Source organism: Pantoea conspicua (assembly GCF_002095315.1).
Lineage (GTDB): Bacteria > Pseudomonadota > Gammaproteobacteria > Enterobacterales > Enterobacteriaceae > Pantoea > Pantoea conspicua.
Map to the genome: position 1 here is coordinate 75,095 of NZ_MLFN01000004.1, position 14,008 is coordinate 89,102.

11 protein-coding genes and 1 pseudogene are annotated in these 14,008 nt (G+C 54.9%); 5 read left to right on the forward strand and 7 right to left on the reverse strand.

Going from position 1 to position 14,008, the window contains the following annotated elements; all coding sequences use genetic code 11:
* Nucleotides 1–19: 19 nt before the first annotated feature.
* The gene (gene rstB, locus HA41_RS02860) at nt 20–1,321 is read right to left on the reverse strand and encodes a two-component system sensor histidine kinase RstB (RefSeq protein ID WP_094119506.1); all 1,302 of its coding nucleotides are present in this window, start codon (nt 1,319–1,321) and stop codon (nt 20–22) included.
* Nucleotides 1,318–2,042, reverse strand: a pseudogene (gene rstA / locus HA41_RS02865) (two-component system response regulator RstA). The gene rstB and the pseudogene rstA overlap by 4 nt, the downstream one beginning before the upstream one ends.
* A gap of 177 nt (nt 2,043–2,219) precedes the next feature.
* On the opposite strand from rstA, the gene HA41_RS02870 reads away from it, so the two are divergent.
* Entirely contained in the window at nt 2,220–2,633 is a 414-nt protein-coding gene (locus tag HA41_RS02870; RefSeq protein ID WP_094119507.1) for a hypothetical protein, read from the forward strand.
* Here HA41_RS02870 and HA41_RS02875 read toward each other — a convergent pair.
* Together HA41_RS02875 and ydgH are read right to left on the reverse strand one after the other, a co-directional pair.
* Nucleotides 2,630–4,021, reverse strand: coding sequence for a basic amino acid/polyamine antiporter (locus HA41_RS02875; protein ID WP_094119508.1), 1,392 nt, complete (start codon nt 4,019–4,021; stop codon nt 2,630–2,632). The genes HA41_RS02870 and HA41_RS02875 overlap by 4 nt on opposite strands.
* A 205-nt stretch (nt 4,022–4,226) precedes the next feature.
* Complete coding sequence (gene ydgH, locus HA41_RS02880) at nt 4,227–5,180, reverse strand: DUF1471 family protein YdgH (protein ID WP_094119509.1); 954 nt, start codon at nt 5,178–5,180, stop codon at nt 4,227–4,229.
* A 542-nt stretch (nt 5,181–5,722) separates the two neighbouring features.
* Between ydgH and pntA the strand changes: the two genes are divergently transcribed.
* Nucleotides 5,723–7,255, forward strand: a complete 1,533-nt coding sequence (gene pntA, locus HA41_RS02885; protein ID WP_094119510.1) for a Re/Si-specific NAD(P)(+) transhydrogenase subunit alpha — start codon at nt 5,723–5,725, stop codon at nt 7,253–7,255.
* Between the two features lie 3 nt (nt 7,256–7,258).
* The gene (pntB, locus tag HA41_RS02890; protein WP_094119511.1) at nt 7,259–8,647 is read left to right on the forward strand and encodes a Re/Si-specific NAD(P)(+) transhydrogenase subunit beta; all 1,389 of its coding nucleotides are present in this window, start codon (nt 7,259–7,261) and stop codon (nt 8,645–8,647) included.
* A 45-nt stretch (nt 8,648–8,692) separates the two neighbouring features.
* Here the strand turns inward: pntB and uspE are convergent, their stop codons facing one another.
* Together uspE and HA41_RS02900 are read right to left on the reverse strand one after the other, a co-directional pair.
* Nucleotides 8,693–9,649, reverse strand: a complete 957-nt coding sequence (uspE, locus tag HA41_RS02895; RefSeq protein ID WP_094119512.1) for a universal stress protein UspE — start codon at nt 9,647–9,649, stop codon at nt 8,693–8,695.
* A 116-nt stretch (nt 9,650–9,765) separates the two neighbouring features.
* A complete protein-coding gene (locus HA41_RS02900) occupies nt 9,766–10,518 on the reverse strand; it encodes an FNR family transcription factor (RefSeq protein WP_094119513.1) in 753 nt (250 codons plus the stop codon).
* Nucleotides 10,519–10,833: 315 nt separating this feature from the next.
* On the opposite strand from HA41_RS02900, the gene smrA reads away from it, so the two are divergent.
* Nucleotides 10,834–11,400 (forward strand): DNA endonuclease SmrA, encoded by a 567-nt coding sequence (gene smrA, locus HA41_RS02905; RefSeq protein ID WP_094119514.1) that lies wholly within the window; start codon nt 10,834–10,836, stop codon nt 11,398–11,400.
* Here smrA and HA41_RS02910 read toward each other — a convergent pair.
* On the reverse strand, nt 11,397–12,317 hold the full coding sequence (locus HA41_RS02910) for a LysR substrate-binding domain-containing protein (protein WP_094119515.1): 921 nt from the start codon (nt 12,315–12,317) through the stop codon (nt 11,397–11,399). The two genes, smrA and HA41_RS02910, sit on opposite strands and share 4 nt — an antisense overlap.
* Nucleotides 12,318–12,639: 322 nt before the next feature.
* Between HA41_RS02910 and HA41_RS02915 the strand changes: the two genes are divergently transcribed.
* Complete coding sequence (locus HA41_RS02915; protein WP_094119516.1) at nt 12,640–13,974, forward strand: MFS transporter; 1,335 nt, start codon at nt 12,640–12,642, stop codon at nt 13,972–13,974.
* Nucleotides 13,975–14,008 lie beyond the last annotated feature (34 nt).

The following is a 14,008-nucleotide window of genomic DNA, read 5'->3' on the forward strand; positions in this document are numbered from 1 at the left end:
GCAAGACTCCTTGTAATAATTAACGTAGCGGAATTTCCCGCAAGGGTAGATCAACCGGCCAGCAAAAGCGAACGCTGGCCCCGCCAAGCGGACTGGACTCAATCGTCACCTGACCACTCAACGCCTGGGCGATAGAGTGCACTATCGCCAGCCCGAGTCCGCATCCGCCGGTTGCCCGATCGCGGCTGGGATCGAGCCGGACAAAAGGTTCAAACACCCGCTGGCGTTCTTCCGCCGGAATGCCAGGCCCATCATCTTCCACCTGCAGGCAGCCAACGGGCCCGTCAAACCACAGGCTGATACGCAACCGCTGACTGGCATAGCGCAGCGCGTTGTTCACCAGGTTATCCAGTACCCGCTCCATCAGCCGGGTATCGGAGATGCCGGTGTTTTCCCGCTGTGGCAGATCAAGATCCATCTGAACCTGCGGATTGATGGCACGAAAGTCGTCGAGCCGCTCGCGCAGCCAGTTCGCCAGATCCAGCGAACGCAGATTAAGATCAACACGCGGCCGGTCGAGCCGGGCATAGGTCAGCAGCTCTTCAATCAAACTTTCCAGCTGGCCGATATCGCGGTTGAGCGCCACCCGCTCGCCATCCGTCAGGTTATCGCTCATCTCCAGCCGGTAGCGCAGACGAACCAGCGGCGTACGTAACTCATGCGCAATGCCATCAATCAGCTGCTTCTTACTGGCAACCAGCGTATTGATGTTCTCCGCCATCTGGTTAAAAGCGATGCCGAGCCGGAACAGGCTGGAGGTGCTGTCAAAATGGGTACGTACGTCGAGTTCGCCACGGCCAAAGCGCTGCGCCGCTTTTTCCAGCCGCTGCATCTCTTTCCAGTGCGGACGCATCCAGATAAACACCGGCAGCGCCAGCGACATGCCAATGAACACCAGCAGCGCAATATCCAGTAGCCGCATCTGATGCAGGTAAAACAGATAGGGGATCGGTCCGACCGACAACACATAATGGCTACGCGGAATATGCTGCAAAAAGGTGTATTGATCGTCGAGCGCCACGATTTCACCGGCGCGCAACCGACGCATATTACCGTCATCGAGCTGATACTTGCTCATGGGCTCAATGTGCAGATCGAACGAGAGCCCAAGATCGAGGCTCTTGATGGTTTTATTCCAGTCGCGCGGCGGAATCTCCCGCAGTTCACTGCGAATCAGATAGAGCGAACTGGCCATCAGGTCATTCATCGACTGGCGGCCAGCCCGCTCCGCGGTGAATTTGTAGACCAGACCGACCAGCAGCGTCATCACCAGAAAGCAGACAAACAGCAGCAGGTAGAATTGTATAAAAAGCTTTCTCATAGCACGGGAGTATCCCAGGCCTGTGGCGCAAACAGATAGCCTTTGTTACGAATCGTTTTGATACGGAACGGCTCGGTGGCGCTGTCGTGCAGTTTTTGCGCAGGCGCGAAATAGCGACGTCAATGCTGCGGTCGAGACCGTCATAGCTGACGCCGCGCAGTGTTTTAAGCAGCGCATCGCGATTCAGGATCTGACCGGCGTGGCTGGCCAGAACCCATAACAGGTCGAAATCGGCGGTGGAAAGGGCGATCTGCTCGTCAAACAGCGTGACCTGACGATTCAGTGCGTCGATGGTCAGCGAGCCGAAACGCAGCATCCGATTGGCGGCTGGCGCAGGCGGTGTATCATCCGGCTGTCCCTGCTGTGACTGGCGTAAATGCAGACGCAGACGCGCCAGCAACACTGCGGGTGGGGTGGTTTTCAGAATGTAATCCTGTGCCCCCATCTCCAGTGCCAGAATATGGTTCATGTCGCTGTCGAGCGAAGTCAGCAACACAATCGGTCCCTGCCAGTTAGCCCTCAGGTCGCGGCAAAGGGTCATGCCATCTTTGCCTGGCAGCATGATATCCAGCATCACCAGGTCCGGCTGTTGTTCAGCGATTACCGCTTCGGCACGATCGCCGCGCGTCTCGACAATCACGTCAATATCATGACGTCCCAGATAAGCGGCGATCAGCGAGCCCACTTCGGGTTCATCTTCTACATAAACGATTTTGTTCATAGTTCACTGCGCGGAATGGGGATGAATGAAAGCATATCTTTTCCTGGTCCTGAGCTCTACGCTATCGCACGAAATATCCTTATCTCACTGGTATATAACCGGCAAAATGTGCCATCATAACCGCGGCCTTTTTGCGCCAGGGTCGGAACCGTAATGATTAATATGAGGAGCGTGAGTGTGTCTGATAAAGAGCTGGCATCAGCCATATACAGTGACCGCATCTGCTTCAATTACACTGATTTTCTTTCCGCTTCCTGCAAAAAACGCTGGAGTTTCGTCGATGCGATCTATGGTGTGATGCCGATTTTCGGCATGGTGACCCGTAAATCTGCGCACAGCTTACAGGCGAGTGATGACCCGCTTAAAGAATTGGCATTACAAATCATTTCTACCCAGGTCAGCGACGAAATTAACATTGCCCGTTTAATTACGCTGGCTGAACAGCAACAGATTAGCCGCTTTGATATTCAGCTGCCTTATCCGCTTTCTGCAGAGCAGCTGGATGCCATTCATCAGGAATATCGCAAGCCGCTGAGTCTGACACAGCAGGATGACCTGCTGTGCGTCTCCATTCCGCTGCAATCCCACTAAGTCGTCAGCTGCCACACCGCAGGCAACGTTGCCGCAATCAACAGTCCCATCGCAATCCGTTCCAGTGAGCTCAGCGCAATATCCGCGCGGCCGCCGCGACGTGCAAACAGAAACAGCAATAACCCTGGCGCATACAGGACGACTGAGGTCATCAGATGAAGCGGGCCGGATGCGTAAAGCAGCCAGATGCCGTACAGGCTGGCACCCAGGCCCACCGCCATGGCCAGCGGCTTACGCTGGCCGCGAACCACTTTGATCAGGTAGAGGCCGACCAGCAGATAGGGCACCAGGATCATCTCTGAGGCGATAGTCAGCAGGTTGTTGTAATTGGCGCCGGTCACCGCGATCAGGATCAGACAGAGCTGAATGCTGCCGTTGGTCAGCCACAGCGAGGCAGCCGGTGCGTTATGGATATTCTGCCGGGCAATGCTGCGTGGGAAGGCACCTTGCTGCGCAGCAATTAACGGCACTTCGGCCGCCATAATGGTCCAGCTCAGATAGGCGCCACAGACTGAAATGATCAAACCGATGGCAATCACCGCATCGCCCCAGTTCCCCATCAGGCGGGTCATCAGTCCCGCCATCGACGGATTGCGCATACCGGCCAGCTCAGCACGCGGCACCACGCCCAGTGACAACAACGTCACCAGCAGATAGACCAGCAACGCCGCCAGCACCGCCAGCAGCGTGGCGCGCCCCACATCCTTTTTCTGACGTGCGCGCGCTGAGACCACCACCGCACCTTCCACCCCAATAAACACCCACAGGGTGATCAGCATGGTCTGCTTAATCTGTTCCCACAACGGTTGCCCCAGCGTGACGCCGGAGAAATCGAAACGGAACCGATCGTAGTTAAACGCCAGCACCGCCAGCACAATAAACAGCAGCAGCGGCACCAGTTTGCCTAACGTCGCCATCAGGTTAATGCTGGCGGCCGTTTGCACGCCGCGCAGCACCAGCCAGTGTACCAGCCACAGCAGGACTGATGCGCCGAGCATCGCCTGCCAGGTATTACCGTCACCAAAAACGATATGGCCTGGGCTGTCCGTGAAGAAGCTGAGCGCGGAAAAGACGATCACCAGATAGGAGACGTTAGCAATGACCGCACACAGCCAGTAACCCCAGGCGGAACAGAAGCCCATCAGCTCGCCAAAGCCGGCACGCGCGTAGGTAAAGATGCCACCATCCAGATCGGGTTTGAGACGGGTCAGCAGCAGCATCGCCAGCGACAGAAAAATAATGCCGACGCCGGTAATCAGCCAGCCAATCAGCAGTGCGGCCGGGCCAGCCACCGCGGCCATATTTTGCGGCAAACTGAACACACCTGCGCCGAGCATTGAACTCAGTACCAGTGCAGTCAGGGCACCGAGACCTAATTTTTTCTCCAAAACAACCTTCCCGCTAGCATATATGGCTGGGTAAACCAGAATTCATCTCAGATATAACGTCGCCGTCAGGCAAATAACGATGAGAATATCCGGTCAAACAGGCGGCAGATTTTACGGAGTGCGGCAGGGGATGGCAATGCGTGAATATGCAAAACAGCACAGGAATTATGCAAACAGCAGGGCGGCGGACGCCGCCCTGACGGGATTACTTAAAGATATCCGCGGTTACGGTCAGGTTACCGCCACTCTGGTTCTGCCACTGACGGGTGACGTGGTAGTACTTGGCCCCTTTATCCGCGGCGCGTTTCGCCACTTCTTCAGAGATCTCGGTCGGCGTGCCAAAGTGTCCGGTAAAGGTAACGGTGTCAAACGGCTGCATCTGGGCGGCAGTGATGGCGTTAACTTCCTGCACTGATTTGCCGTTTGGCAGATTGACGGTATAGCGTTTGCCGGTTGAGCTTTGGGTCTCATAGAAACGGCCCACGCTTTTGGTTGGGGTTTCTGACGAGGCAACGCCCGGAATTTCAACGTTAGCTGCCGCGGCACCCCCGGCGGCCAGCGCGGCTTTGCCCGCTTCTGAATCGGCCGGGATGGCGTTTGGCGTCTGCACCTTACGCTCTTTGGCATCCGCCTTGTAGACGTAAGCGGTGACGTACTGATTGCCGCCGTTGTTGGCGTCAATCTGGCGCACAATGAAGAAGGAGGCTGCGCCTTTCTCTTTAGCCGCTTTGGAGACCGCATCGTTGACGTCAGGCTGGCTGGCGAAGAAACCGCTGACGGAAACCGTGTCGAAAGGTTCAAGTTTATAGGCTTCGGCTTTGGGTAACTCGTTGATGCCGTTGAAACGACGGTAGCGGGTTGACACGGTTGCTTCCGATGCATCGGCTTTATACAGGTCGGCAGTGACGCGCCAGTTGCCACTGTTGCCGTTAGTGTCGTTAATGCCCTGAATATAGTAAGAGGCCGCGCCCATTTCATCAGCACGCTTAGACACCGCATCGGCAGCATCGCCAATCGCGTTGAACCGGCCGGTGATATTAATACGTTCGAATGGCTTCAACGCGGCCGCTTTTTCTGGCGTTAACTCCTGCGCAGCAAATGCATTAGCTGCCAGCAGCGATAACAGGGTGGACGCCAGAATAGTGTTCTTCAGCTTCATAAAAATAATCCTTCGCCTTACGCAAAAATGAGTACGAAAACGTGCTGGACTCTTGATGTATAACAGATTAGCCGCTGATTATTGCATGTTATAAACAGACTGTCGCAGCGATTTTTTGTGTCTGATCGCGTTATTCAACCGGGCTTTATTCATTTGATTGTCACGAATGACGTTTATGGCCCGATTAAGGTACGGCTTACCGCTAATTCTGGTAAGCGATAGTGCTATAACAGTTAATGCATTGTTAAATAAAGGTTTTTGTTAACCGTATCTGCGCCCTGACACGATTATGCATAGCAGATTATCTGCTGATGACGCTGTTTAGTAGTGGGATAACACGGGTTTTTATCTTTAACGCTGAATAATTGGGTGAATGTCTCTACTCTGCCAGGCCGAACTGGATCGGTTGTCACATTTTCAGTAGGTTATAAATACTTTGAAATAAGTGCATTTCGTTCATAAGCAGCTGAAACAGTGTTTCAGCTGCGCTGAGGCCGTGCGGGCTTCAGGCCATCATCCTTTAACCGATGAAAGGAAACACTATGTTAATTGGAATACCCAAAGAACGATTGCCAAACGAGTCACGCGTAGCCGCTACGCCGCAGACCGTCGGGCAACTGATCAAGCTGGGTTTTAACGTCACTGTGGAGCATGACGCTGGCCTGGGCGCCAGTTTCGATGACGACAGCTACATCGCTGCAGGCGCAACCCTCAGCGACAGCCAGCAGGTCTGGCAATCGGATATCGTGTTCAAAGTGAACGCGCCGGACGATGATGAAATTGCGCTTACGCGGGAAGGCAGTACGCTGGTGAGCTTTATCTGGCCGGCACAGAACCCGGCATTACTGGAAAAACTGGCGGCACGCCGCGTCACGGTGATGGCAATGGACTCGGTGCCGCGTATTTCACGCGCGCAGTCGCTGGATGCTCTGAGTTCGATGGCCAACATTGCCGGTTATCGCGCGATTGTTGAGGCGGCGCACCAGTTTGGTCGCTTCTTCACTGGTCAGATCACGGCGGCAGGGAAAGTGCCACCGGCGAAAGTGATGGTGATAGGCGCGGGTGTTGCCGGGCTGGCGGCGATCGGCGCGGCGGGCAGCCTGGGCGCGATTGTCCGGGCGTTTGATACCCGACCGGAAGTCAAAGAACAGGTGCAAAGCATGGGCGCCGAATTCCTTGAACTCGATTTCGAGGAGGAAGCCGGCAGCGGTGATGGTTACGCCAAAGTGATGTCTGAGGCGTTTATCAAGGCCGAGATGGCGCTGTTCGCCACCCAGGCCAGGGAGGTAGACATTATCGTTACTACCGCGCTGATCCCTGGCAAACCGGCACCGACGCTGATTACCGAAGAGATGGTTGCCAGCATGAAGCCGGGCAGCGTGATTGTCGATCTGGCCGCGCAAAACGGCGGCAACTGCGCGCTGACCGTGCCCAACCAGGTGACCGTTACCCCGAACGGCGTGAAAATTATCGGATATACCGATCTGCCCAGCCGGTTACCGACCCAGTCGTCCCAGCTCTACGGCACCAATCTGGTTAACCTGATGAAGCTGTTGTGCAAAGAGAAAGATGGCAACATTACGGTCGACTTTGACGATGTCGTCGTCCGCGGCGTCACGGTGATCCGCGACGGCGAAGTCACCTGGCCAGCACCGCCCATTCAGGTGTCGGCGGCACCACAGGCCGCGCCGGCTGCGGCTAAGAATGTGCAGAAAGCGGCGGTAAAACCGGTCTCACCCTGGCGGAAATACCTGCTGATTGCGCTGGCAATTGTGCTGTTTGGCTGTCTCGCCAACGTCGCGCCTGCTGATTTCCTGTCGCACTTCACCGTCTTCGCGCTCGCCTGCGTGGTCGGCTACTACGTGGTCTGGAACGTCAGCCATGCGCTGCATACGCCGCTGATGTCGGTAACCAATGCCATCTCCGGCATTATCGTTATCGGTGCGGTGTTGCAGATGGGGCACGGAGGCTGGGTCACGTTTATCTCCTTTATTGCCGTGCTGATTGCCAGCATCAATATCTTTGGTGGCTTCACCGTCACCCAGCGCATGCTGAAAATGTTTCGTAAGGGGTAATTCATGTCTGGCGGATTAGTAACTGCAGCCTATATTGTCGCTGCGATTCTGTTTATTTGTAGCCTCGCCGGTCTCTCCCGACATGAGACCTCAAAACAGGGCAATCTTTTCGGTATCAGCGGCATGGCGATTGCGCTGGTGGCAACCATTTTTGGACCCGACAGCGGCAACGTGGTGTGGATCCTGCTGGCAATGGTGATCGGCGGCGCGATTGGTGTGCGTCTGGCGAAGAAAGTCGAAATGACCGAAATGCCGGAGCTGGTGGCGATTCTGCACAGCTTTGTCGGTCTGGCGGCGGTGCTGGTGGGCATCAATAGCTATATCGATCATGCCCCTGGCCTGCCGGCGGTGCTGGAAAATATCCACCTGAGCGAAGTGTTTATCGGAATCTTCATCGGTGCGGTGACCTTTATCGGTTCGCTGGTGGCGTTCGGCAAGCTGTGCGGCAGGATCTCCTCCCGGCCGCTGGCATTACCCCATCGGCACAAGCTTAATCTGCTGGCGCTGGTGGTTTCGTTTCTGCTGCTGCTGTGGTTTGTTAACACCAGCAGTACCGCAGCGCAGGTGTTTGCCCTGTTGCTGATGACCCTGATTGCGCTGGCGTTTGGCTGGCATCTGGTGGCTTCTATTGGCGGAGCGGATATGCCGGTAGTGGTGTCGATGCTTAACTCTTACTCGGGCTGGGCAGCCGCAGCCGCGGGCTTCATGCTCAGCAACGATCTGCTGATAGTCACCGGCGCGCTGGTTGGCTCATCCGGTGCGATCCTCTCTTACATTATGTGTAAGGCGATGAACCGTTCCTTTATCAGCGTGATTGCCGGCGGTTTTGGCACCGAATCCGGCAGCAGTGATGAGAGCGAAGCGGCGGGTGAGCACCGCGAGATCAGCCCGGAAGAAACGGCTGAGATGCTGAAAGCCTCTTCTTCGGTGATCATCACGCCCGGCTACGGGATGGCGGTGGCGCAGGCGCAGTATCCGGTTGCCGAAATCACTGCCAGACTACGTGCGCTGGGTATCAACGTCCGTTTTGGCATCCATCCGGTTGCGGGTCGTTTACCGGGACACATGAACGTGCTGCTGGCCGAAGCCAAAGTGCCCTATGACGTGGTGCTGGAGATGGATGAAATCAACGATGATTTCAGCGAAACCGATACCGTGCTGGTAATTGGGGCTAACGATACGGTGAATCCCGCCGCGCAGGACGATCCGCGCAGCCCGATCGCGGGTATGCCGGTTCTGGAAGTGTGGAAAGCCCATAACGTTATCGTCTTTAAACGCTCAATGAATACCGGCTATGCCGGGGTGCAAAACCCGCTGTTCTTCAAAGAGAATACCCAGATGCTGTTTGGTGATGCCAAAGCCAGTGTCGAAGCGATTCTGAAAGCGCTGTAATAAAAAAGGCGGCTGATAAGCCGCCCGATTCTTTTCTGAGGAGGGTTAATCCTCCTCATCTTCTTCATCATCCAGATCGATTGGCGATTTAAAATCGTCTGGTTTGATCGCCAGCAGATCGCAACGCAGATGATCAATCACCTGTTCCGCCGTATTGCCGAGAAAAGCGGCTGACAGGCCGGTACGTCCGATAGTCCCTAACACCACCACGCCCGCACCCAGGTGCACGGCCAGGTCGGGAATGACCTCTTCTGGTAACCCTTTAGCCACATGGGTGAACTCTTCACCAATAGCGAACTTCTGCCGTAGCGCTTTCATTGCCACCAGATGCTGGCCGCGGATAGCGTCGTTGTAGACGCTGGGATCAAAATCGGGTAGCTCGATAGCGATATTGATGGGTGTAATCGGGTAGGCACCCACCAGATGCACTTCGGTGTGATTCACGGTTTCCGCCAGCCTGACCGTTTCCCGGATCAGCTTCTGATTCAGGCCATCATGATGCGGTTCTTCACTGGCAAGATTGACCGCCACAATCGCTTTACCGCCTTCCGGCCACGGCTGGTCTTTTACCATCCAGACCGGACATGGGCATTTCCGTAACAGATGCCAGTCGGTGGGGGTAAAAATAACCGATTCCAGCCGGTCATGCTGATGCGCCATTTTCAGCACCAAATCATGCTGATGGGCCAGCACTTCCTGAATAATCGCCTCATACGGGCGGTTATGCCAGATCACTTTAATTTCGATCTCAACGCCAGCATCCAGATAGGCGTGTGCCTGCTCGCGAATCCACTCGGTACGCTGACTGATCACCCCCTGACGCATCGAGGCGCGTTCATCAGGCGAGAGCAGGGTGGTCATTTCGTAGGAGAAATCATAGATGGGCAAAAAGGCTTTGATTTTGCCGCCGATGAATTGATTCAGATAGACCGCACGCCGCAGCGCAGGCTGGTCGTCTTGCTGGGCATCGATCGCGACCAGAATATTTTGGTACTGGGACATGAGGAACTCTCCTTAAACCAGAGCGACTGGATTAAAGATAGCCTATGTTGCACAGCGGAAGAAGGGAAAAAGTTACTGCCGGATCAATAAAATAACAATTATTGATCGGCCCGGTATCAGGCAGCCTGATGGCTCTGACCCGCTAACTCTTCCAGTAAGGCGTGGTTCTCAATGGTAATGTATTTACCTTTAACCGCCAGCATGCCTGATTTCTGGAACCGGCCCAGCAGACGGCTGATGGTTTCTACCGTTAAGCCCAGATAGTTACCGATATCACCACGGGTCATGGTCAGACGGAATTCGCGCTGGGAAAAACCACGCTGACCAAAGCGGCGTGACAGATTCCAGATAAACGCGGCCAGACGCTCTTCAGCATTTTTCTTCGACAGCAGTAAAATCATGTCCTGATCGCCTTTGATCTCACCGCTCATCAGTCGCATCATCTGCTGACGCAGGGCAGGCATTTTGCCTGACAGATCATCCAGGGTTTCAAACGGAATTTCGCACACCATTGCGGTTTCCAGTGCCTGAGCAAAGCTCGGATGGCTGGCACCCATAATCGCATCAAAGCCGACTAAATCCCCGGCCAGATGAAAACCGGTAATCTGCTCATCACCCTGTTCGGTGATGGTGTAGCTTTTGATAGTGCCGGAACGAATGGCGTAGAGGGATTTAAGGTCGTCACCCGCTTTAAAAAGGGTTTGCCCTTTCTGAATCGGTTTTTTACGCTCAATGATATTGTCGAGCTGATCCAGCTCATGTTCATTTAGCGTAAAGGGAATGCAGAGCTGACTGATGCTGCAATCCTGGCAGTGAATGGCACAACCGCCCGACTGAATACGACGAATGCTGCGTTTTTCAGGGATCATAATGGTTTGCTCGACGATTATTGACTGGGGTCAATTTTAACATTTTTTGTGCTGAAGGGAACTCATCCGAGCAGTTTTAGGCTTACAAAAAGTATGGACGTGAGAGAGGGCGCTAAACGCAGATGTGACGGGGTTCTCAGAATGGCGCATCCTCTCACTGTCACGAAAAGTTGCCGCTTTTATGATCTGCTACCGGGATTTGATTTGACCTGCGACAGCGAAAAACAGGATTAGCGCAGTGCCGTCAGCTTTTGCTACGCTTTCAGACTGAGCCTGTTTTGCCCTCCATCAATTTTAATCAGGTGTGAGAAAACCATGAACCTTGATGATAACGATCTTTTTCGAGACGCCATGGGAGATGTCACTCCGTTAAAAGACACCACCAGTACCTTGTGGCTGAAATCCCCTTCAACCAAAGCGCCGCGCCATCCGCCGCGCGATCCCGAACAGGAAAATTTCCTGACCCGTGGCTATCTGGATATCGTGCCGCTGAACACGCCACTGGAGTATAAGGCCGACGGTATCCAGCAGGGGGTGCTGGATAAACTGCGTAAAGGAGAGTATCGGCTGGATGCCAGCCTGAACCTGTTGCGTCAGCCGGTAGAGACCTGCAGACAGGCGCTCTTCAACTTTATGGTGCAGGCGCATAAGCAGGGATTACGCAATCTGCTGATCATCCATGGCAAAGGCCGTGAGGATGAGTCGCACGCCAACATTGTGCGCAGCTATCTGGCACGCTGGCTGACGCAGTTTGAGGATGTGCAGACTTTCTGCGCCGCACAGGCGCAGCATGGCGGCGCAGGCGCGCTGTATGTCGGGCTGCGCAAGACCGATAAAGCGCGGCTGGATAACCGCGAGCGGCACGCCAAACGCAGTCGTTAACTGTGGAATTTGCGCATCGTTGACATCAGGACTTCGGCGCTCAGGCTGAGCGGGCTGCCGGTGCGGGTAATAATCCCCACCGGCTCGCCCGGACCAGAGGAGTTGATCGGCAAGGCGCAGACAGCGTTGTGGTTGAGATCTTCTTTAATTGCACCCGACGGCACAAACCAGATGTAGTCGTAACGTAACGCCAGCTGGCGGGCCAGTGAGGTTGACGAGGTCTCGATACAGTGCGGCGGCAGCGAACAGCCCTGTTCGTCCAGCATTTGCTGAGCAATACGGCGGGGCGCGGTGCCTTCCGGTGAGATCACCACCGGCCACTGCATTGCGCGGGATAGGGTGACGTTGTCACTTAACAGGGGGTGTTCAGGCCGGACCACCAGCTTCAGTGATTCGAGAAACAGCAGTTCATAAGTCAGCCCGGTCATCATTTCACTGTCTGCCATCCTGCCGATACCAATGTCGAACTCACCGGCCCGTAAGCCTGCTAACAGCACATTATTATGTAAGGTTGCCACCTGAATGGTGGTGTTGGGTTGTATCTGATGAAAACGATCCAGGATCTGCGGCAGCATACCCATGGCGGCCGTGGTGAGCGCTCCCAGCCGGATAATTGTCGGCTGGTCGGTGGGCTGCTCATTGAAGCTCTGTCCGGCATGGTTGAGGGCATCCAGTACCCGTACAGCATGCGTCAGGAACTGTTCTCCCATTGTGGTCAGTTGCGCACCGAGCCGGCCGCGCTCAAACAGCCTTACGCCGGTCAGCTCTTCCAGCTCATTCAGGGTTTTCGACAAGGCAGGCTGGCTCAGGCTAAGGGTTTCAGCCGCCCGGCCCAGCGTGCCTTGCTGCGCGACCGCAACAAAGGTATGTAAATGGCGCAATCGAATGCGCTGATTGAAAAGGATATTTTTTTCCATCTCTCAAACTTAATGAGGATCACCGGTCTCAGGCAACCATTTAAAATGGATTTTGTTAACTTAGCTGCAAAATTATATTAACAAATAAAGATGGGCGATGACTTAGGGGAGTAAGCCGCTGAAAAGAAACGTATCATATGAGAATGCGATGAAAACGGTCCAAATCGGGGATGTGTCAGATCAACCGCTTAGCAATAAAAAGTTGAATAATTCTCAATAGCATATAAAAATCTGACGTTATAAGGGTAACGATCGGCTATCATTGGCACCGTTTTTTTTACTAAAACTGATGACACATCCCGGTGCCAGAAAGGAGTTTTTATTGTCCAGCGTAGAGGCGATAGATGTACGCCAGCTCATTAACCAGCAAGCGCTGAGTCGCTGGCAAAAGCGGTTAATTGCGCTCTGCTTTGTTGTGGTGGCGCTCGATGGTATGGACATCGCTATTATGGGCTTTATTGCGCCCACCCTCAAAACCGCCTGGGGGGTGACTAATCATCAGCTCGGTATGGTAATTAGCGCCGCGCTGATTGGTCTGGCACTCGGGGCGATGGTGGCGGGGCCACTGGCCGATCGCTACGGCCGCCGGATGATGATTATTCTCAGCGTCTTCTTTTTTGGTCTCTGGACGCTGGCAACGGCGCTGTCACAAAATATCGAACAGATGATGCTGTTTCGCTTTCTCACCGGGCTGGGACTGGGTGCTGCGATGCCAAACGTCGGGACGCTGGTGGCCGAGTACGCACCAGAGCGACGCCGGGCGTTCATCATCACCGTGGTGTTTTGTGGTTTTACCTTTGGTGCCGCCAGCGGCGGATTTGCGGCCTCCTGGCTGTTACCCCGTTATAACTGGCATTCAGTCTTGCTACTCGGCGGGATCTTACCGTTGCTGATCCTGCCTTTGCTGATCCGGGGTTTGCCGGAATCGGTGCGTTTCCTGATAAGCCGTGGGGCGCCAGCGGTGCGCATTCATGCCATCGTTGAGCGGATGATGCCGGGCACCACTCAGCCGGATAGCGCGTTTCATGCGCCGGAAGCCAGCGTCGTGGCACAGGGGGCCATCGGCACCGTGCTATCGCGCAGCTATCTGTTTGGCAGCACGATGCTGTGGGGCGGCTACTTTATGGGCCTGTTTCTGGTCTACCTGATCGGCAGCTGGCTGCCGTCACTGGTTAACACTCTGGGGATGTCGGTGACCGAAGCGGCGATTATTACCGCCATGTATCAGGCTGGCGGAACCCTGGGGTCACTGTTTGCCGGCTGGCTGATGGACCGCTTCAATGCCAACCTGGCGCTGGCGGTCATCTACTTCTGCGGCGGGCTGTTTATTGTGGCGCTGGGCTTTTCACCGGCGGAAGTGGGTATCATGAGCGGTATCGCTTTCTGTAGCGGCTTCTGCTTTAACGGGGCCAATACCGGCATGAACGCCTTGTCTGCCAGTTACTATCCCACGCATGCCCGCGCCACCGGCTCCAGCTGGATGCATGGCGTCGGCCGTGTCGGTGCCATTCTGAGCGCTTTCGTGGGCGCAGAAATGCTGTCGCTCGGCTGGTCGTTTAGTTTTATCTTCCTGCTACTGGCCATTCCCGCTGTGATCACCACCCTGATGCTGGTGCTGAAAAACCGCTACGGCTTTAAGCCGATCACAAATTCATGATTTTTTCCGCTGCTGCCAACGCGTTGCATTACAT